The organism is Sphingomonas panacis, assembly GCF_001717955.1.
GTDB lineage: Bacteria > Pseudomonadota > Alphaproteobacteria > Sphingomonadales > Sphingomonadaceae > Sphingomonas > Sphingomonas panacis.
Window position 1 is genome coordinate 3,483,317 of record NZ_CP014168.1, and the last position, 20,610, is coordinate 3,503,926.

The window sequence follows — 20,610 nt, forward strand, 5'->3', positions numbered from 1 at the left end:
ACGCCCCTCAGCTTACATCCGGCACCAAAGTGGGCGTGACGGTGCTGCCCAGATGCTGAAGATCGAGCCGGATGGTGAACTTGTCCGCTCGATAATGTGCGAACGTCAGCAGGAAAGGTGTCTTTGCGCCGTCGTAGCTGGTGCGCGTGATCCGTAGCAGCGCGGCACGCGCCTCAATCTCCAGCGCTTGCGAGATCACGCCGTCCGCCTGCATCGCGCTGATCGTCTGCTCGGCGTGCTCCGCCTTGTGCCCCGCTTCTTCCAGAATCTTGAGGATCGGTGCGCGGGCCAGCGCCTTGGCCGTGATGACGTCCGCCAGGGCGGCCGGAACGTAACTGACGATATAGCCTAGCGGTGACCCTTCCAAGCTACGCACCCTCACCGCACGCACGACCTTCTCGTCCGGACCCACTTTCAAAGCGGCGGCGACCGCGAGCGGCGGCGACTCGGTTGCCACCTCGATCACATTGACCGTGGTCCTGCGACCGAAGGCGAGCAGCGAGTCCACCGCCTGGTCGATATTGGCTTCCATCGGCTTGGTAGGAGACTCGAAGATGACCCGGGTTCCCAACCGCCGCTTACGCTCCACAAAGTGCTGCTGCGCAAGTTCAGTCAATACTCTCCGCGCCGTGATGCGCGACACCGAGTAGATGTCGGAAAGCTCCTGCTCGGTCGGAAGCGCGCTGTGGAAGGGACGCTGACCGCTCAGGATCTCGTCTCGAAGTTGAAGGTAAATCTGGTGGTAGAGCGGTACCGCCGCGTCCCGATCAATCACTATTATTTCCTCTGGCGTCTTATGAACGGACGCCAATCGTTCCAGAATGGCTGTTGCTTAGTTCAGCGTTTGCCAGTCGGCGTCAAGCGCCTGCGCCTCCAGATTGCGTCGACTTGTCCGATGGTTGGTAGTGTATCGCCGTTCAAACGGAAAAGGGGGCCGCCCGCGGCAGCCCCCTTGGTTACGAACAGAAAGTCGAAGGATTTAAAAGTTAAACCAAACCCGCCCGGTGAAGCGACGCGGATCGCCCGGGAACAGCGAGATGAAGTTCGCGGTGATCGTTTCCTGCTTGGTGAGGTTGCTCACGCCGAACGAGCTACCCCATTTGCCATCGGCATGATCGTAGGTGAGGTTCAGATCGACGAAATCCTCGGTCGGTGCGAATGCGGTATTGAGCGCAGCCACCGCGTAAGGCGAGTTGTGACGATACGCGCCGCTGAAGCCGACATCGCCGCCCAGCGCGTTCACCGGCACCTTGTAGGTTGCGCCGCCAGCAACCTGGAACTTGGGCACACGGAGGGGTATGGTCGAGGTTTGGATCTGCGAGGCATCCGGAACTCCCGGCGTCAGCACTGTCGAAAGATACTTGCCGCGGTTGATCGAGCCATTGACGAAGATAGAGAACCGCTTCGTAGGCGCGTACATCGTCTCCCATTCGAAGCCATACGTCCTCAGCGTGCCTGCGTTGCGGGCAAGCTGCGACACGATAGTCGATGGCGGAACAATGATGCCGGAGGTAACCTGCAGGTCAGTGGTCTTGGCCAGATAGACCGTACCGTTCAGGCGCAGCTTGCGCCCGAACAGGTCGGACTTGAAGCCACCTTCGTAGGACCAGGTCTTTTCCGGCCTGAAGGGAAGCACCTGGAAGGGAACGCTGTTAGTGCCATTCCAGCCGCCCGACTTGAAGCCGTTGGTGGCGGAGGCAAAGACGATCGTGTTGGGATTGACCTTGTACGACAGTGCCACGCGCGGCGTCACGCGCTTCTGGGTTTGGCTGAGCGGGATGCCGGCGGCGCGCACATCGTCGCTGGTATAGCCTGCCGCGCCGTGATTCCAGGCAGGGTTGAGGAAACGATCCGATGAGAAGAAGTCGAGGTTCTTCTTTTCATACGTGTAGCGAGCACCGAGCGTCGCGGTGAGGTTATCGACCAGCTCGTAGTCAGCTTGCAGATAGACGGCCGCAGTCTCGACCTTCTGCTTGAACCGAACGTCCACACCATAGTCCACGCCGTTGGCACGGGTGGTAGCGAGAACGTAGGAAGTCGTGCCTCCCGAAAACTGCGCCGTCTGCAACGCGTTGTTTTCCTGGAGGTAATAGATGCCGGTGACGTATTTCAGGCGGCCATCCATCAACTCGCTCGACCACTTCAGCTCCCCCGAGAACTGATCGTTCTTGATCCTGTCCGCCAGGATGAACCCGGCGTACTTGTTTACGGTGCCCGAGCTGTAATTGTTAATGTACCCTTGGTCTTGTTTGCGATAGCCGAAGATGCCCTGTAGCGTACCAGCATCCGTTGCCCACGAAACATTCGCCGACGCCGCGTAGTTTTCGGAATTCAAGCACAAGCCATTCCCGGTCGACAGCAGAATATTGACCGGATCGCCCTTACAGCTGGTTGTCCGCATGTTGGTGGCCGCTTCGTAAAACACGGGCGTCGTCGACGTGCGGAACCTGCTCGACGCGATCGGCAGGGTGCGGACACCGAAATACGTACCGGTGTTCTTGGTGTATTCGCCAGACAGATCAACCGTCAGCTCACTGGTCGCCAGGATGCGAACGTCGCTGCGGAAACCGTAGCTGGTTTCGCCGTTCAGGTGCTCGCCGGTGGTGATGTTCTTCAGATAGCCGTCGTCCTTGATGTAGAACGCCGACCACTTGGTGAGCAGCTTCTCGGAGACGGGGATATCTACGCTGACTTTCGAGGTCACACGGCCATAGGAGCCGTAAGTGCTTTCGAACTTTGCGCCATAGCGATCAGATGGCTTGCGCATGATGATCGAAACCGCGCCGCCGGTCGTATTGCGGCCAAACAGAGTACCTTGCGGTCCGCGCAGAACCTCGACGCGCTCCGTATCGAAGAAAGCATAGTTATTCGCGTTCTGCCGGGCGACGTAAATATCGTCGACGTAAGTCCCAACCGGCGGATCGAAGGTCGCAGCCGATTGGGTATTGCCCAGACCGCGTAGGAAGTAGGAGTTGGCAGTCGCAAGACCGGCATTGTGCTGCGAAATCATTGACGGCACGTATTTGGAGACCGAGATCGCATCATTGAGGTTCAGGTTGCGGATCGTCGCTTCCGAAAACGCGGTAACCGCAACCGGAATCTCCTGAACGCGCTCGGGACGCCGTTGCGCCGTCACAACGATATCCCCGAGATTGCCGCCATTGTCAGCCGGCACCGCCGCTTTGCCAGCATCCTCCGTCGCTTGCGCGTGGGCAACACCACTTCCCATTGTTGCGATGATCGCCGCCATGGCAAACCGCGAGACACATGTGTTAAGCTTGATGTTCATCAGAATGCCCTTCCCTGAGAATGTCGTCCCACCGCTGCGTTCGGCGCCAACGTCACTTATATGACTTATTGTTATGACATTAGGTCATATGAATCGGGGCATGTGTCAAGTGCGATCGAGCATCCGCCAAATCGGCTCTTAGGATTGTTGCGGATTTGCCGCGTCAGCGGCCGTAAATACCGGGTAGGCGCCGAGCAGAAGCAGCAAGACAGATCCTGTCAGCACGCACGCGACACCGATCAGCAACGCGGTTCCATACGTGCCAGTGCTGTCGAAGGCATAGCCGTACACCACCGGTCCCAAGCCGCCCCCGAACGCGATTACCGTGTAGAAGCAGCCGTAGATCATGCCGTAATTTCGTTGCCCGAAGTATCGGCTGATCAAATACGCCAGCAGGTCAAATTCAAATCCCGCGCCGAAGCCGATGCACAGCACGGCGGCCAGGGCGGCCTGGCCGCTGAGCGTGTCGCCCGCCAACAGCCAGCTGCCCAATGCGGGTACGAGAAGGATGACAAAGGCGCAGGCCGGCGCCCAGATGCGATCCAGCATCCAACCGCCGACAATTCGTCCGGCGATCACCGCAAGGCCAAAGCTGGCGGTGATACGTCCGATCTGCGCCAGTTCGAAGTGGAACGACTTGAGGATATTTTCCAGGTTCGGGGTCGGAGCGGTCAACGCAAAAGCGATCAGGAAAAACGCGGCAGCCAAAATCCAGAACCTGCGACTGCGTAATGCCTGCATCAGAGTGAGGCCATATTCCTCAACCTCGGCGGCCTCGTTCGAGCCGACCGTCGCCGCAAGACCTCGCCTTTCATGGAAGAGCAGCAGGATTATCGGAACGCCAATCAAAATCGGGAGCAACCCGACCGCCACGAACGCCGCGCGCCAGCCATAGTCGGTGATGATCCAGGCGGTGAACGGCTTGATCAAAAAACCAGTGAGTCCCGTTCCGGTACTCGCGAACCCGAGCGCGAGGCCCCGGTTCTTGTCAAACCATCCGTTCACCACGCGCGTCCATGCGGCCGAAAGTGTCCCGGCGCCCAGCACGGACATTACGCCCCATTGTGCGTAATAGAGCAGCAACGAGCCATTGCTCAGCGCCAGGCTCATGAAGCACAGGCCGAACAACAGCAGCGATACGATCGCGACCCGACGCGGGCCCCACCGGTCCACGGCGAATCCTGCCAATGGGCCGGATACCATCACCACTGCGGATTGTACGCCGATGCTGCCCATCATCGCGGCGAAGGACCACCCGAACGCCTTAGACAGCTCCGGCGCGAACATGCCGATGGTGTAAAAAGGCACCGGGCTCAGCCCTACCGCCACCCCGACCATAGCCGCCAGCACGACAAGCCAGCCGCGCGGTGTCTCACGCGGTTGAGAATACGGGTGTCCACCTAAAACCTGGCTCGTCATCAAAGGTCACTCCGGGGGCTGGACAAGCGGTCGGTGTTGCCGCACGATAAGTTATAAGAGTATATCAATTGTCAGGACGCAAGCTCTGATTGGAGTATGCGAGCCGATCGCACGGAGCGTGTTCATGGACGACCGTAGTTCCACCGCCCCTGAACACCCTCAAGAGGTGGCGCGCCGCTATCTCGAGGCAGATGGACGCGCGATCCACTATCGTGTGATCGGCGACGGCCCCGCAGTGATCATGCTGCACGATTCGCCAAGGTCCTCGCGGCTCCATCTGGCAACGATGCATGCCCTTTCTCGCCACTTTCGCGTCTATGCACTCGACACACCAGGTTACGGCAATTCGGAGCCGCTAGGGTCCGCCGATCCGACCATCGCGGACTTCGCCACTGCGCTGGACGCCGTTATCCGAGCGCTGGGGATCGAGGGTGCTCCCATCTATGCCACGCACACCAGCGCCAAAATCGCGCTTGAGTATGCCGCAAGCCGGGCAAATAGCTACGGGGAACACGAGGCTAAGCGCACCGGAACGGCACAAACGGGCTGCCTCATCCTTGATGGGCTATCGATCCCGGTCGCTCGCACCGACCCAGCTTTCATTTCCGCATACATGCGCCCGTTCTTGCTTGATGAAGCCGGGGCGTATCTCGCCGCCGAGTGGACCCGCATGCGCGACATGGTGCGCTGGTTTCCGTGGTTTGCTCCGTCGCCGCAGACGCGCATGCCAACCGCGCAACCGACAGACGCCTGGATCAGCGCGTACATGATCGATTTCCTATCCGCCGGGCCGAACTATTCGTCGGCTTATGCTGCCGCGATGCGGTACGATCCGATGCCCTCGCTCATGCGGGTCACCTCGCCCGTGCTCGTCGCGGCGCGGTCCGATGACGTCCTGTATGCTAGCCTCGATCGAGTGCCGGTGGCGGAGAACACAGCGCTTGCGGTCAAGCGGCTTCCCCCCGATCTCGCCACATGGCTGGCTTGGCTGGAGAACACGCTCGCGTCTGCCGTGGAGAACATGTCTCCAGCGCCGCCGCTGCCGGCGCAGCCGACTACCGGAGCAATCTACGTCGATCTTCCCCACGGCCGGATGCGTGTGCATCGCAGCGGCCCGCCGGGCGATCGGCCGCTTCTGATTCTCTCCGCTCCCACGACGTTGCAGGCACTTGCCTGGCAAGCGGGATCGCCGGATCGTTCCACCCTCGTGCCCGAACTTCCTGGCTTCGGAGAATCCGATCCCCTGCCCTCGCCGACCCTTGAAGCCGCGACGGACGCCCTTGCCGCGATGCTGGAACAGCTTGGCTATGCGCAAGTCGACCTGCTGGCGATCGGCTTCGCCACGCCGCTGGGCTGCACCTTGGCGCGCCGCTATCCCGGCGCGATCGCACGCGTCATACTCGACGGCTGCTACAGCCTTGATGAGCAGGAGGCCCGAACTCTGGCCGAGCAAGTCGCCCCCGTGTTCCCATTCGATCGAGGAGGCGGCCACATCCACCGAACCTGGCACATGCTGCGCGATGGTGAGGCCGCTTGGCCGTGGCACGACGGCAGCGCCGACGCGGCGCGAGGATTGGCGCCGATCCTTGCCGCACGACCGCTGCACGACGCCCTGCTTGGCGTCCTCAAGCAACCGGAGCGGTATGGCGATTGCGCCCGCGCTGCGCTCCAATCGGATGAAGAGGCCCGCTATCCCGCCTTTCCCCAAAACGCGCTCCTCCTGCATCGCCTCGGAGATCGAGGGTATGCGGGAGCGACAAACCTCGCCGCGAGGCTACCGCGAGCGAGCCTGGAAGAGAGGCCGGCCAACCTGACGGACACGGTGCAGATCGTGACCCACTTCCTCTCTAAAGACGCTCACGTCGCGGAGGCGGTGGCATGAAGGCCACCGCACCGATCATAGCGCAGGGGCACATCTGGCCGGCGCGCAAGTACGCCTGGTACATCGTCTCGCTGCTCACGCTGGCCTATGCGCTGGCAATCCTCGATCGGGTGTCGATCGGCCTGCTGATCGTACCCCTCCAGGCCACGCTGCACATCAACGACACCCAATTCGGCCTGTTGCAAGGCATGGCGTTCAGCCTGTTCTACAGCGTTCTGGGGCTGCCGCTGGGCATCTGGTGCGATCGATCGCGGCGCGTGCCACTACTCGCCACCGGCCTGTGCCTGTGGAGCGCGGCGACGATCGGCTGTGCTTTCGCGAATACTTTTGGTCACTTGTTCATAGCCCGCATGCTGGTTGGCGTTGGCGAGGCGGCGCTGGTCCCATGCGCGGCCTCGCTCATCGCGGATTACTTCGATCCCTATGTGCGGCCAAAAGCCTATGGCGTATTCGTGACCGGCAGTTCGCTCGGCACCGCCGCCGCCTTGACGCTGTCGGGCCTGTTCCTCGTCATAGCCGAAGTGTTGATCGCCGATTACGCCGCTTTCGCGGGTATGGCACCCTGGCAGATCGTCTTCATCTTGTGCGGCACGCCGGGTCTGCTGCTGGCTCTCGTCATCATCCTGACGGTGCGCGAACCCAAGCGCCACGGCGCGAGCGCGACGACGCCGCCGATCAGCCTCAGGCCAATCCTGCAACTCCTCCGCGAGCACCCGCGCGCTTTCGTGACCTTGATGGTCGGCACGGTGCTCAACCTCGTATGCGTCTATGCCATCATCGGCTGGTTCCCCGCGCTGTTCATCCGGGTTCACGGCTGGGGGCCGGCGCAGACCGGCTGGCTGCTCGGCGCCGTAGGCATGCCCATCAGTATCTTCGCGGCGATCAACAGCGGCTGGGTGATCTCCTGGCTCACCAAGCGCGGGCACAAGGACGCGCCGATGATCGCGGCGATCTGCTGTGCGCTGTCGATGGTCGTGTTCGGCACCTTCGCCTGCATCGTGCCATCGGCGATTCTGGCGCTGATAGGCTATGGCCTGAACGCCCTGTTCGTGAACTGGAACATCTCGGGCGTGTACTCCGGGATCTCCGCGATCGTGCCCAATGAGTTGCGCGGACAAGTCATGGCATTGCACAACATCCTGTCCGGTTTGCTGGCCCTGACGGCCGGCAACTTTGCGGTCGGGTTCCTCTCCGATACCGTGTTCACCCAACCGAGCGGCATCGCCTGGTCGCTGGGCACGGTCTTTTTCGCCTGCGGCGTGACGTCGATGATCATCCTCATGTCGGGGCGCGCCGCGTTCCGCGCGGCGGCGCAGGCCAACCTTGAAAGGGAAGCTGCATGAACGACACCTCGACGACCGCCCGCGAGGTGCTGCAGGACAGGCTCGCGAACATCCTGGGCCCCGGGGGCTTCCTGAGCGACGACGAGAGCCGCACTCTCCATAGCGCCGACCTGTTCGGCGCAGGCGGCAGGGTCGCCGCCGTCATCCGCCCCGCCTCGATCGAGGAACTGAGCGCCGCGGTCGCGGAGATCGCACATGCCGGGCTCGCCCTGATGCCGCGCGGCGGCGGGCTGACATACGTGCAAGGCTATGTGAGCCAGACAGACGGCGCGATAGCGGTCGACGTGCGCCGGATGAACCGCATTCTGGAGATCGACGAGCAGGATCTGCTGATTACGGTCGAGGCTGGCGTCACCTGGATGCAGATCTACGACGCCCTCAAGCCACGCGGGCTGCGCCTACCGTTCTTCGGCACGTTTTCCGGGCGCGGCGCGACGGTCGGCGGCGGACTGTCGAACGGAGCGCTGTTCCTCGGCACAGCGCGCTATGGTACCTCCGCGGAGATCGTGCTGGGCATGCAGGTCGTGCTCGCGGACGGCTCGATCCTGCATACCGGACAGACCGCGATCCAAACCGCCAGGCGTTCGTTCACGCGCACCTTCGGGCCGGATACAACCGGACTGTTCACGCACGACGCCGGAGCACTGGGCATCAAGGGCGTCGTGACTTTGCGTATGATGCGCGCGCCCGCGCACACCGATTATCTCTCGTTCGGCTTTCAAGATCGCGACGCGGCCGTCGAAGCCTTGTGCGAGATTGGCCGCTCGGAACTGGCCGAAGACTGCTACATGATGGACCCGGACAAGACGCGCGCGGCGCTCTCCGCTCCGAGCGATTGGGTCAAGGACGCCAAGACGCTCATGAAGGTGGTATCGCAGGAAAAGGGCCTGCTGCGCAGCCTGCGTGCCGGAGCGCAGTTGGCGATGGCAGGCCGCGATTTCATCGAGGACGGCTGCTATTCGCTGCACATGGTGCTGGCCGGTCGCACCCGCGAAGCGGTGGAAGGCGACATGGCTTTGGCCCGCGCAATTATCGCGCCCTCTGGGGGCAAGGAACTGCCCAACTCCATCCCCAAGGCGGGGCGGGCCGATCCCTATTCGCAGCTCGACGCGGTCATCGGCGCGACGGGCGATCGCTGGGTCGCGCTCAACGCAAAGGTCGCGCACAGCGATGCGAAGCCGCTCGTCGACGCGGTGGAGAGTCTGATCGCCCGACATCAGTCGGAACTGGATGCGCGCGGGGTGGTGGTGTCGCGCCTGCTCACGGTGATCGGCAACCATGTCTTTAGCTACGAGCCAGTGTTCAACTGGCACGATACCTGGCTTCCGGGCCATCACGCAGCGATCAGTGCGCAAGTGAAGGCGACAGTCGCGGAGCCCGTCGCCAACCCCGAGGCGCGATCCCTGGTGATCGAAGTGCGGAGCGAGATCGTGGAACTGTTCGCGTCGTTCGGCGCACAATCCAACCAGATCGGCCGCACGTATCACTATGCCGACATCCTGCGACCCGAAGCGCGCGCCTTGCTGCAGGGTATCAAGCACGTGATTGACCCTGAAAATCGCGTCAATCCCGGCGCGCTCGGCCTGGGAGCCTGAAGCGATGGCACGTCCGCACATTGAATTCGTCCAGACACAGAACGTCGACTGGCAGGACCAGCGCGACGGCACGCAGATCAAGCGGCTCAATTGGGACGCGCAGGATGATGAGGAAACCTTCCTCATCCGCTACCCGGCCGGTTTCACGCGGGATGATCTCGGACCAGAGGACCGAGCCGAGGAATATTTCGTTCTGGACGGCAGCATCACCATTGGCGGACTGGTGCGCGGATACCACGCCTATGGCTTCACCCCGCGCGGCGAGAGCGCCGGAACGCGCGCGAGCGAAGCCGGAGCCACGATGATCGTGTTCCGGTATGGCCGCAGCGATCCAAACAGCGTGATCGGCGTCTCTGAAGCCCTGGTTGTGGACGCCCTGGACGCGCCCTGGGACATGCGGCCGAGCGATGATCGGATCGCGCACCTTCGGCTTACCCGCAAGGTGCTGCGCCTCGGTCCAAACGACAGCTCTCGCACCTTCCTGCTGCTTGGATTGCCGCACGGCATGCCCGCTCACAAGGAGATGCCGGCGGAAATCCACGATCACTTCGAAGAAATGTTCATGCTGCAAGGCGAGATGTGGACGCCCGAGGGCCTAATCCGACCGGGCGCTTACTTCTATCGCCCGCCCGAGATTGTGCACGGCCCCCACGTATCGGTCGGCGGCTTCTTCCAGATCATGCGGGCGGGTGCGAATTACGTACGCACGACCTGGACGAATCCGGTGCCGCTGCCGATCGGCCAGACTTACGCGCCCAAAATCCCCGACGGCACGCCAGAAAGCTGGACTCGCGAATACAAGGCGCCCCCCGCCTTCTAAGTTCGCGACACCCAAACCCGACCCGGCTTGCTGAAAACAGCGCCCGGGTCGGGCTGAGTGTTAGAGGGGTTCCAAAAGGAAATCCCTCTAAGGTGTCTTAGCGGCGCTCCAGCTCAACCAGCTCGTACCAGGTCTGCATGTAGCCAGCGACGCCGCCTTGCAGGAAGATCGCGTCATCGTCGGCGGTGACCCACACGTCATAGTCGGGGTGACCGCCGGCCATGTCGCCATGTGGATCGGTGAAGCGGTAGTGCGAGGCTTCGAAGGTGCCGGCGGCCACCGTTATCGTTTCGTCCCCGACATAGCCGAGGTAGATGTTCGTCTCCGCGATCAACGGCGGGGTCGCGCCGCGATGATCGGGCGACGGCAGGAACGTGCGGAACTTGCGGTCATGCGCGCCCTTGGTCTTGTCGATCTTCTTGGTGATGTATGCATCGCCCGCGATCGGGTGTGTACCGAAGCCATCAAAGTCACCGCCGACCGGCATTTTTTGCGAGACACGGCCGATCAGCGGGCCGAAACTCTCGCATTCCACCATGTCGGGGGTGATGCGGAACAACCCTGCGCCCATGAACTTGTCGCCGATCATCAGACGCACGAAGCAATCCGTCGGCATGTCGTTGGCATCGAGGCTATAGGTGATGTCACGCAGCACCGTTGGCTCGGGCTCGTCGATCTCGCACAGCGCGCGCAAGGTGCGGCTGCCATCGGTGTGCTTGGTCCAGGTGAAGTATTCGCGGCCGCGTTCATGCCCTTCGCGGCCCGGCTTCTTGGATGTGTAGAGGATCTTGCCGGTTATCGTCTTGTGCACCATTCCGGTCATGCGTGGCTCTCCTTTGAAGTTAGGCCTGAAAGCTTCAGGTTGGTGTCGCGATGCCCAGAAAACTGGCCAGTAGGACCAGGGCCCAGATCGTCAGCACCGAGATTCGGGCACGGCTGTTCACGGCAGCGATGGTCGCGTCGGATTCCGGCGTCGGCCCGGTACTGGTCATCACGCGGATGGCACCGAACAGCGGCACCAGCTGTTTGCGCACGATCAGGCCAAGCGTGACGCAGCAAGCCAGGATGCACAGCTTGAGCGCGATGAAGAAGGGAATTGCGAACGTGCCGACAAGGCCGCCCAGACCGGCCACCGCAAGCGCGGTGAGAACGACATAGCGGACGGTGATGTCCAGCTTCTTGAAGCCGGCGCCGCTGCCATGTTGAAGGTGTACCACCCAAGCGAGCACCAACCAGGCAAGGAAGCCCACGGTGACCGCGGCAACGGCGATGCCCGGTACGTCGAGCCAACCCTTCGCCCAGGCCAGCGCTAAGCCGGTGGGGAGGGCCAGGATCAGAGTCGTGCGTGGCGCCATGTCGATGTTGTTGAGGATCTTGAGCGCCATCATCCGCTCACCGACGGTCCGCTTCGGATCGGTCATGAAAGTGGAGCCATAGAAGGCGCCCAAATCCCCACCGAGCCAGTAGACCGGGATCAGGATGTGCAGCAATGTGAGCAGGGAGAGGCTGATATCCACGCAGGCGCTCCTCAGGCAGCGACGGTCTGAGCGAAGAAGCCCGTGATCTTGGCTTTCCGATCCGCCCCGAAGGTAGGCGCGTCGAAACGTGGCATGCCTTCGAAACGGGCGTTCGGGATCAGCTTCGTCAACTCGGCGGTGATGTCGAACAAGGGATCGTTCTCGCCCGCTATCGCCAGCGCCGGAACCGTGATCAGTGGCAGACGCGGCTTGGCGTCATACTTGAAGGCGGCGCGGTAGTTCAGGTGGTACGTCTCGCTGGCCTTCATGACTTCCAGCGCCCACGCATGCAGGTCCTGCGGGCTGCCTAGGCTACCGTCGCGGCGGTTCGCCCGTACGTGCTTGTACCAGGGAAAGAACAGATACTGGTCGCGGCAGAACTGGAACAGACGCACCAGATAGCTGCCATCCTGATCGGGAACGAACGGGAAGGCGTAATTGGCGAGGATGTCTTCCAGCTCGTCCGGCGTCAGCCAGCTCAACCCGTCGAACACGACCTTGTTGATACGATCGGGCGCGAGAATAGCGAGCTCACCCGCGATCGCGGCGCCGGTGTGCGAGCCGTAAAGATCGACCTTGTCGAGGCCCATCACATCCATGAAGCGCAGTTCTGCCTCGGCAAGCTCCTGGATCGTCGGTTCGCGATCGAACAGCGCGGTACTGTCACCATTGCCGGGCGTATCAGGCGCATAGACGGTCGCACCGTCGGCGAGATCGCGGATCAGACCGAGCAGCTGACGCGAACTTCCCGGCGAGGCGTGGATCGCCAGCAAGGCCGGACCGGATCCCGCTGTGCGATAATGCGTCTGTCCGTGCGGCAGATCGACGAAGCCGCGTTTCACTTCAACCACTTGAGTCATATAATATTGTCCTTGTTGCTGCGAGGCGGCCGGGCTCAGCCCCAGGCGAGCGGCTCCCCTTCGATGACTTCAAGTAGCGCGCCTTCGGGCGTGTGCAGCACACCGACGCGAGCGCCGGCATAAAGCGGCCCGTCGCGCACGACCGGTGGAGACGCCCAGTGGCCTTCCAGCCGCGCGAGATCGGGATGGACGATTGAGACGATCGAGACGCCTGGCGGCAGCGCGCCCAGGTGGCGGGGTCGCGTCGTCGTGCCTTCGGGATACTGATCCGCCTCGAGCAAGACCTGCCCCTGCCACTTGGCGGTGACCAGCGCATGCTTGTCGTCCGCGGGCAAGCCAAACGCGAGCGAGATCATCGAGTAGCGGATCGCTACCTGATCGCTGACTTCCAGCGCCAGCACCTCCGCCATCCACGCCGCCGTCTTCGCAAGATCCGGGCACGCGAGCACGAGGATGAAGGGCCGATCGATCAAAGACTTGGGTCGAGGCAGACCGGCGGACGGATCGTCGACGCGGATCTCGGTGAGATAGACCGTTTCCAGATCCGGCCCGCGCACTTGCATTGGTTTGACGTTGGGAAAGCCATCGAGTGGCTTCGGCGGGCCGATGACTTCGAAGTCGCCGGATGCGACCATACGTTCGTTCACCGCTTCCACGTCCTGCACGCAGATCTCGATCGCGGCCCAACCATAGGTGCGGATCGGAAGATAATCGCCGACAGGATCGCCTTCGATGAAGCGCAGGAACACCGGAGTGCCGGAGGAAGGCTGCATCACCGCATACCGTCGGTCGGCGCTGGCCGGTGCGCCCCAGGCCAATGCAAGATCGGTGGGCACCTCGCCTTGCTCGACCAGGCTATAGTCCAGCCAGCGCGCATACCGCGCCACGGCGGCATCGAGATCGGCAACGATATGCGTCGCGCACCTCAGGAGTGTCACGGCCTGCCCCTCTTTCTGGTTGTCATAAGCCTGCGACGATGCGCCTGACCCTGATCTTATTTGACCTAGTTATATAACAATAAGCAAGTCCATTTATGCGCTCTCGCTCATTTTTCTATGTAAACCCAAGGTCGTTTAACCGCGTCGGCCTCACGAAAGGCGACAATCTCGGCTCTGCGCTTCAGCGTCAGTTCAACCGCGTCGAGACCTTCCATGAGCATCGTGCGCGCTTCGGCCTCCAGAGTGAAGCTGAAGCAGGTCGCACCAGCCGAAACGGTCATCGCCTCAAGATCGATGGCCAGACTTTCACCCCGCTCCGCCGCCGCCGCAAGTTGGTCGACGGCCTCTCCGCGAAGCGAGACCGGGGCGATGCCGTTGCGGATGCAATTGGCTCGGAAGATAGGACTGAACGATGGCGCCACCACTACGCGGAAGCCATATTCAGCCAGTGCCCACACCGCATGTTCGCGGCTCGAACCGCAGCCGAAGTTCGCGCCGGAGATCAGGATCTGCGCATCTACGAACCGCGTATCGTTCAGCACGAATGCCGGGTCGGGCGTGCGGCTGCCGGGCGCGACATAGCGCCAACCGGCGAACAGGCCGTCGGCAAGCCCGGTCTTGGACACCGATGTCATCTCGCGTGAGGGGATGATCGCGTCGGTATCGACGTTGTCGCGTATGAGCGGCACCGCCTTCGCTTGCAGGGCGACGAGCGGCGTCACGCCTCGGTCCCGTCGATCACCCGCGGGTCCGCGATGCGACCGGCGATGGCGGATGCGGCGACGGTCTCGGGCGAGGCGAGATGCGTGCGCGTGCCCGGTCCCTGACGGCTCTCAAAATTGCGGTTGGTGGAGCTGACGACACGTTGCTGCGCTCCGAAGCTTTCGCCGCCCGCGAAGAAGCACATCGAGCAGCCCGCCTCACGCCATTCGAACCCGGCATCGCGGAAGATCCGGTCCAGCCCTTCGGCTTCGGCGGCGGCCTTGACCTGGGTCGAGCCCGGCACGCAAATCGCGCGCAGACCCGGCGCGACACGGCGGCCTTTGAGAATCGTCGCCGCGCGGCGCAAGTCGGAGATTCGGCTGTTGGTGCAACTGCCGATGAACGCCGCGTCGATGGGCAGGCCGAGCAGCGGCATGTCCGGCGACAACGCCATGTAGGCCAGCGCGCGGTCGTAGTCCGCCTGACCGACGCTGCCCTGCAAGGACAGCGCCGTCGGCACGGTCGCGTTCAGCGGGATGGCGTGCTGCGGGCTGGTGCCCCAACTGATCATCGGCGCCACGTCGGCGGCATCGAAACGATGCTCGACGGCGAAGGCCGCGTCATCGTCCGATGACAGGCGCCGCCAGGCAGCCAGAGCCGCATCCCACTGCGCACCGGCAGGCGCGAACGGCCGGCCTTCGAGGTACGCGAACGTGACCTCGTCCGGCGCGATGATCGCGCCGAAGGCGGCCAGTTCGGTCGCCATGTTGCACAGGGTCATGCGCGCTTCCATGTCGAGCCCGCGCACGGCGGAACCGGCGAACTCGACGATGTAGCCCTTGGCGCCGCCCGAGCCGAGCCGGCTGATGATCTGCAACGCCAGATCCTTGGCGGTGACGCCACGACCCAGCGCACCATCGATGGTGATGCGCATGTCGAGCGGGCGCTCGGCGCGCAGCGTCATCGTCGCAAGCGCATGTTCCGCCTCGGTCGAGCCGATGCCCCAGGCCAGCGCGCCGAACGCGCCTTGCGTGCACGTATGACTGTCCGGGCAGACCAGCGTCACGCCGGGCAGAACGATTCCCTGTTCCGGCGAAATCACATGGACGATGCCCTGACGCGCATCATGCAAGTCGAACAGGGTGATGCCGTGCCGATGAGCGCCCTCACGCATGGCGGTGAGAAACGCGGTGCCGGTGGGCATCAGCGTCTTGTCGCTTCGGCCGGGGAACGTATCGACGATATGGTCCATCGTCGCGAACACCTGACCCGGCGCGAGCACGTTCCGGCCCGCTTCGTCCAGACTCTTGAGCGCGACGCCGCCGGTGCGTTCGTGCAGCATCAGGCGATCGATGGCGAGCAAGTCGGTGTCGCTGTCGAGCGATACGACGACGTGTTCCTCCCACAGCATCCCAGCCAGGGTTCTGGCTTCGCGATGGCCGTCGCCGACCTGCTCCAGCGCAAGCGCCGTGCTTGTTCCCTCGATCATCTCAGCTTGCCGTCATCCGCGTGCTCGCGACCGCATTGGACTTTACCAGCGCCGCAATCTCGGCATCGCCGAAGCCGAAATCCTCGAGAATCTGCTCGCTGTCCCCGCCCGGATGGGGCAAGTCATGCCGCACGCCGGGCAGCGCCCCGTTCATCTCGATCGGCGTCACCGGCAGGCGCACGCTGCGCCCGTCGTTCAGGGTGAGATCGACCAGCGAACCGTTGGCGTTGAGATGTGCATCGTCGAACAGATCTTCGGGCCGTGTGATCGGCGCGAAGGCGACGCCGGCGGCTTCCAGCTTCACCAGCAGATCCGCGCGCGGCTCGGCCCCCATGATCTTACGCACGAGCGGCACGATCATATCACGCGCCTGCACGCGGTCATTGTTCTTGGCATATTTCGGGTCGCTGCCGATCTCGCCGAGATCGAATGCCTTTCTGAAAGCGTCCCACTGGCCGTCACTGACGACGCCGACGAACAGCAGTTCGCCTTCAATCGCGGTTTCGAACACATCGTAGATCGCCCAGGCTGAGACCCGTTCCGGCATCGGCCGTGCAGCGCTGCCGGTGACCGCCATCTGCGCCATGTGCTGGCCGACCATGTACGCGCTGGTCTCGAATAGCGAGGAGCGCACGGTCGCGCCCTCACCCGTGGTCTTGCGCTGATGCAGCGCCGCCAGGATGCCGATCACGCCGAACATGCCGCCGGTGATGTCGATCACCGACGCGCCGGCGCGCAGAGGCCGCCCGGTTGGGCCGGTCATGTAGGCAAGGCCGCCCATCATCTGCGCCACTTCGTCGAGCGCAGCACGATGCTCGTAGGGTCCGGACAAAAACCCCTTCGCGCTGTGATAGATCAGCCCGGGATTGCTGGCCTTGAACGCTTCCGGCCCCAGGCCGAGCTTGTCGAGCGCGCCGGGCCGGAAGTTCTCGACCACAACGTCGGCGCCGTCGACCAGCCGCTTCGCCGTCGCGAGCCCGTCTTCGCTCTTGAGGTCGATGCAGATGCTGCGCTTGTTGCGGTTGAACATCGGGAAATAACCCGACCCCGAACCGAGCAACTGGCGCGTGCGGTCGCCGCCCAGTGGCTCCACCTTGATCACGTCTGCGCCAAGGTCAGCCAGGATCGCGCCGGTGGACGGCCCCATCACCATGTGGCTGAACTCCACCACGCGCACCCCCGCGAGGGGAGGATTTTCCGTCGGCTGCTGCAAAAGTTCGCTCCAGTCGTCTCGACACTTCGGTTTAAATTGATATATAGACAATACAAATGAGATCAACAGGAATGTCGGTGCATGGACGTCTTGATCAGTGAAGTGGGGCCGCGCGACGGGTTGCAGAGCATCGACCGGATCATGCCGACCGCCGCCAAGAAAATTTGGATAGACATGGCCTGGGCCGCAGGCCTGACCGAGGTCGAGGTCGGCAGCTTCGTTCCCGCCAAGTTGCTCCCGCAGTTGGCAGATACCGCTGAAGTCGTTGCCTACTCCGCGCGTATTCCGGGACTGACGGTAGCTGCGTTGGTGCCCAACGCGCGCGGCGCGACGGACGCGATCGCAGCGGGGGCGCACAAGATCACGCTGCCGCTGTCCTGCAGCGAATCTCACAGCCTCGCAAACCTGCGCCGCACCCACGCGCAGGTGATCGAAGACGCGAGGCTGATCGCCGCCGCCATCCGCGATTTGCCGGAAGGCCGGCGTCCACATTTCGAGGGCAGCCTCTCCACCGCCTTCGGTTGCACGATCGAGGGCGTGGTCCCCCAAGCCAAGGTCGTCGAACTCGCCGAAGCCTTGATGGCGGCAGGTTGCGACGAAGTTGGGCTGGCCGACACCACCGGCTATGCCGATCCGGCTTCCGTCAAATCGATGATCGCCGCGATCTGGAGCGCGGTGGGCGGGGACGCGCTGACCGGCATTCACGTGCACAATACGCGCGGGCTTGGTCTCGCCAACGTGCTGGCCGCGTTCGATGCCGGACTGACCACGTTCGACAGTTCGCTCGGTGGGCTCGGTGGCTGTCCCTTCGCGCCGGGGGCCAGCGGCAACATCGTGACGGAGGATCTCGTCTTCATGTTCGAGGCTATGGGCGTGCGCACCGGTGTCGATCTGGACAAGCTCATCGCGGTGCGGGAATTCGTGCAGAAGACGCTGGGCGACGAGCCGCTCTACGGCTTTACCCCGCTCGCGGGCTTGCCGCTGGGGTTCGTATCGACGACGCAAAACACCGACATCAAACAAGGAGCATGGGCGTGACTTTGATCGGAACCAGGATGATCCGCGAAGACAAGACGGCGCGTCAGCTATTCGAGGAAGTCACCGCCAATCCCAACCGCGTGAAGTTCGGCTTCGGCCGGAAGCTCGCGATTGTGAACGTCGACTTCCAGAAGGCCTACACTGCCATCGATGAGTTCAAAACCGCTTACGAGACCGACCCGCGCCAGATCGAATATACCAACACCATTTCCGCGCTCGCCCGCGCCAAGGGCATGCCCGTGATCTGGACCCGTGTCGCCTATGCCGAGGACGGCTCGGACTGCGGCGTGTGGGGCACACGCACCGACACGCCCGACAGCCTGCAGAATATAAAGTACGGGAGCCGCCGACACGAGTACGATGACCGCTGCGAGATCGGTCCCAGGGACGCGCAGTACAACAAGCGCATGCCGTCCGCTTTTTTCGAGACGCCGCTGCAATCGCTGCTGATCTTTCACGGTGTGGACACCGTGGTCGTGACCGGGGGCAGCACTTCGGGCTGCGTGCGGGCCACCGCCGTCGATAGCCTCTCGCGCGGTTATCGCACCATCGTTCCGATCGAGACCTGCGCCGACAAGCACGAAAGCTATCACTTCGGCAATCTGACCGACCTCCAGATCAAATACGCCGATGTCGAGCCGGTGCAGACCGTGATCGACTGGCTGGAGGCGCAGTGATGCGCGAGGGCGAGGCGGACCCGGGGCTCTACGATTATCGCGCGTATCGCGGTCGGCCCAAGATCGCGTGGCCGGGCGGCAAGTCCGTTGCGGTCTGGGTCTCACCGAACCTGGAGTTCTACGAGCTCGATCCACCCGGCAACCCCCATCGCAAGAGCTGGGGCAAGCCCCACCCGGACGTGGTCGGCTATGCCCATCGCGACTATGCTAACCGCGTCGGACATTGGCGGATGGCGGATGTGATGAGCAAGCACGGCTTCCCGGGGTCGGTCTCTCTTTCCGTCGCGCTGTGCCAACACGTTCCCGAAGTGGTGGCGGACGCCAACGCGCGCGGCTGGGAGTTCTTCAGCCACGGCATCTACAACACCCGCTACAGCTACGGCATGGACGAGGCGCAGGAACGCGCCATCATCGAGGATTCGATCCGGACGGTTCGCGATGCCACCGGCCAGACGATCAAGGGCTGGCTGGCCCCCGCCCTCACCCACACGACCCGCACGCTGGACCTCATTGCCGAATACGGCCTGAGCTACACTTGCGATCTCTACCACGATGACCAGCCGATGCCGGTCGCTACCAAGGCCGGCCAATTGATTTCGATGCCCTACAGCCTCGAGGTGAACGACCATTACGGCTTCTTCATCTATAACATGAGCCCGCGCGAGTACGCCCGCACGCTGATCGAGCAGTACGAACGCCTCGCCGCTGAAGGCGCGCAATCCGGCACGGTGATGTGCATTCCGCTTCACAGCTACCTGATCGGCCAGCCGCACCGGATCGGGCCGTTCGAGGAGGTGCTGCGCCATATCGCCGCCGATGGACGCGCCTGGATCACCCGCAGCGGTGACATCGCCGACCATTACCTGGACCACTATCCCGAACGCACAGGGGGCGCGGCATGACTCTGGACCCCAGCTACCTCGAATATGCCAAGCGCCGGCAAGGCATGGACCACGACCTCTACCCTTGGTCCAATCTATTCGAGCGCAAGGCGATCGTCTGGCCCGGCGGCCGCAAGGTGCTCACCTGGATCGTGATCGATCTCGAGTGGTTTCCGATCACGCCCGCCGACAAGCCCTTTCGCGCGCCGGGCCACATGCAGACGGCATATCCCGACTATCGCCACTACACCTCGCGCGATTACGGCAACCGCGTTGGCATCTATCGCCTGCTGGATGCGCTGGCGAGCGTCGGCGCAAAGGTCAGCGTGGCCGCGAATGCCACTTTAGCCGCGCGCTATCCGGCCCTTATCGCAGACGTGCTCGCCGCCGGCCACGAGATCATCGCACACTCGACCGACATGAACGGCACCATCGCCTCTGGCCTGCCGGAGGACGAGGAACGCGCTCTGATCGCGGCTTCGCTGAACGGGATCGAAACCGCTTCGGGCACCCGTCCCACCGGCTGGCTATCGATCGCCCGCTCGCAATCGTTCAACACGCCTGCGCTGCTGGCGGAAGCCGGCCTCACCTACATGTGCGACTGGGTAAACGACGATCTGCCGTATCGCATGACCACGCCGAGCGGCCCGATCCTCAACCTGCCGCTCAATCATGAGTTGTCGGACCGGCAGATCCTGAACGTCCAGCAGCAATCCATGGCGAGCTATCGCGAGCAGATGAAGGATGCTTATGCTTGGCTGAGCCGCGAGGCGGAGAGTCACGGCGGCCGGATGCTGACGCTCAACCTCACGCCATATATCACCGGCCTGCCCTATCGCATGGCCGAATTTGAAAACCTGCTTGCCTGGCTTGCCGACCAGCCAGGCCACGGCTTCGCGACCGGGGCCGAGATCGCCGCCGCCGCTGGCCCGCAGTTGGACTGAACC

General features: G+C 63.1%; 18 protein-coding genes. 8 read left to right on the plus strand and 10 right to left on the minus strand.

Translation table 11 applies throughout. From position 1 onward, the window contains the following. Positions 1-7 precede the first annotated feature (7 nt). From J0A91_RS15865 to J0A91_RS15875, 3 genes are all read right to left on the minus strand, one after another. Positions 8-775, minus strand: coding sequence for a GntR family transcriptional regulator (locus J0A91_RS15865; protein ID WP_240502040.1), 768 nt, complete (start codon positions 773-775; stop codon positions 8-10). Positions 776-979: 204 nt separating this feature from the next. After that, the gene (locus tag J0A91_RS15870) at positions 980-3,289 is read right to left on the minus strand and encodes a TonB-dependent receptor (RefSeq protein ID WP_083224710.1); all 2,310 of its coding nucleotides are present in this window, start codon (positions 3,287-3,289) and stop codon (positions 980-982) included. A gap of 138 nt (positions 3,290-3,427) precedes the next feature. Then, a complete protein-coding gene (locus tag J0A91_RS15875) occupies positions 3,428-4,708 on the minus strand; it encodes an MFS transporter (protein WP_069205725.1) in 1,281 nt (426 codons plus the stop codon). 124 nt (positions 4,709-4,832) lie between these two features. Here J0A91_RS15875 and J0A91_RS15880 point away from each other — a divergent pair, with 124 nt between their 5' ends. From J0A91_RS15880 to J0A91_RS15895, 4 genes are read left to right on the plus strand one after another with little or no spacing between them, the layout of a single operon-like run. Next, positions 4,833-6,590 carry an alpha/beta hydrolase gene (locus J0A91_RS15880; RefSeq protein WP_150126939.1) on the plus strand — a complete coding sequence of 586 codons (1,758 nt, stop codon included), beginning with the start codon at positions 4,833-4,835 and terminating at the stop codon, positions 6,588-6,590. After that, positions 6,587-7,933, plus strand: a complete 1,347-nt coding sequence (locus tag J0A91_RS15885; protein WP_069205727.1) for an MFS transporter — start codon at positions 6,587-6,589, stop codon at positions 7,931-7,933. Before J0A91_RS15880 ends, J0A91_RS15885 begins: the two co-directional genes overlap by 4 nt. After that, positions 7,930-9,528 (plus strand): FAD-binding oxidoreductase, encoded by a 1,599-nt coding sequence (locus tag J0A91_RS15890; protein ID WP_069205728.1) that lies wholly within the window; start codon positions 7,930-7,932, stop codon positions 9,526-9,528. The genes J0A91_RS15885 and J0A91_RS15890 overlap by 4 nt, the downstream gene beginning before the upstream one ends. 4 nt (positions 9,529-9,532) lie before the next feature. Next, the gene (locus J0A91_RS15895; protein WP_069205729.1) at positions 9,533-10,348 is read left to right on the plus strand and encodes a cupin domain-containing protein; all 816 of its coding nucleotides are present in this window, start codon (positions 9,533-9,535) and stop codon (positions 10,346-10,348) included. A 97-nt stretch (positions 10,349-10,445) separates the two neighbouring features. Here J0A91_RS15895 and J0A91_RS15900 read toward each other — a convergent pair whose 3' ends face one another. From J0A91_RS15900 to J0A91_RS15930, 7 genes are all read right to left on the minus strand, one after another. Further along, complete coding sequence (locus J0A91_RS15900) at positions 10,446-11,171, minus strand: DUF3108 domain-containing protein (protein ID WP_240502041.1); 726 nt, start codon at positions 11,169-11,171, stop codon at positions 10,446-10,448. 34 nt (positions 11,172-11,205) lie between these two features. Further along, complete coding sequence (locus J0A91_RS15905; RefSeq protein ID WP_083224711.1) at positions 11,206-11,865, minus strand: hypothetical protein; 660 nt, start codon at positions 11,863-11,865, stop codon at positions 11,206-11,208. 11 nt (positions 11,866-11,876) lie between these two features. Continuing rightward, on the minus strand, positions 11,877-12,725 hold the full coding sequence (locus J0A91_RS15910) for an alpha/beta fold hydrolase (RefSeq protein ID WP_069205730.1): 849 nt from the start codon (positions 12,723-12,725) through the stop codon (positions 11,877-11,879). A gap of 35 nt (positions 12,726-12,760) precedes the next feature. Then, positions 12,761-13,612: a VOC family protein gene (locus J0A91_RS15915; protein ID WP_240502042.1), complete on the minus strand. Its 852-nt coding sequence runs from the start codon at positions 13,610-13,612 to the stop codon at positions 12,761-12,763. Between the two features lie 158 nt (positions 13,613-13,770). Next, on the minus strand, positions 13,771-14,385 hold the full coding sequence (leuD, locus tag J0A91_RS15920; RefSeq protein ID WP_069205732.1) for a 3-isopropylmalate dehydratase small subunit: 615 nt from the start codon (positions 14,383-14,385) through the stop codon (positions 13,771-13,773). Continuing rightward, positions 14,382-15,854 carry a 3-isopropylmalate dehydratase large subunit gene (locus J0A91_RS15925; protein WP_083224712.1) on the minus strand — a complete coding sequence of 491 codons (1,473 nt, stop codon included), beginning with the start codon at positions 15,852-15,854 and terminating at the stop codon, positions 14,382-14,384. Before J0A91_RS15925 ends, leuD begins: the two co-directional genes overlap by 4 nt. A gap of 1 nt (position 15,855) precedes the next feature. Beyond that, positions 15,856-17,067 (minus strand): CaiB/BaiF CoA transferase family protein, encoded by a 1,212-nt coding sequence (locus J0A91_RS15930; protein WP_069205733.1) that lies wholly within the window; start codon positions 17,065-17,067, stop codon positions 15,856-15,858. Between the two features lie 141 nt (positions 17,068-17,208). On the opposite strand from J0A91_RS15930, the gene J0A91_RS15935 reads away from it, so the two are divergent. The 4 genes from J0A91_RS15935 to J0A91_RS15950 are packed head-to-tail and all read left to right on the plus strand — an operon-like array spanning position 17,209 to position 20,607. Then, positions 17,209-18,105 carry a hydroxymethylglutaryl-CoA lyase gene (locus J0A91_RS15935; protein ID WP_240502043.1) on the plus strand — a complete coding sequence of 299 codons (897 nt, stop codon included), beginning with the start codon at positions 17,209-17,211 and terminating at the stop codon, positions 18,103-18,105. Further along, positions 18,102-18,782: an isochorismatase family protein gene (locus tag J0A91_RS15940; protein WP_206365058.1), complete on the plus strand. Its 681-nt coding sequence runs from the start codon at positions 18,102-18,104 to the stop codon at positions 18,780-18,782. The genes J0A91_RS15935 and J0A91_RS15940 overlap by 4 nt, the downstream gene beginning before the upstream one ends. Then, a complete protein-coding gene (locus J0A91_RS15945) occupies positions 18,782-19,684 on the plus strand; it encodes a polysaccharide deacetylase family protein (RefSeq protein ID WP_069205735.1) in 903 nt (300 codons plus the stop codon). Before J0A91_RS15940 ends, J0A91_RS15945 begins: the two co-directional genes overlap by 1 nt. After that, entirely contained in the window at positions 19,681-20,607 is a 927-nt protein-coding gene (locus J0A91_RS15950) for a polysaccharide deacetylase family protein (RefSeq protein ID WP_069205736.1), read from the plus strand. Before J0A91_RS15945 ends, J0A91_RS15950 begins: the two co-directional genes overlap by 4 nt. The last annotated feature ends 3 nt before the right edge of the window (positions 20,608-20,610 follow it).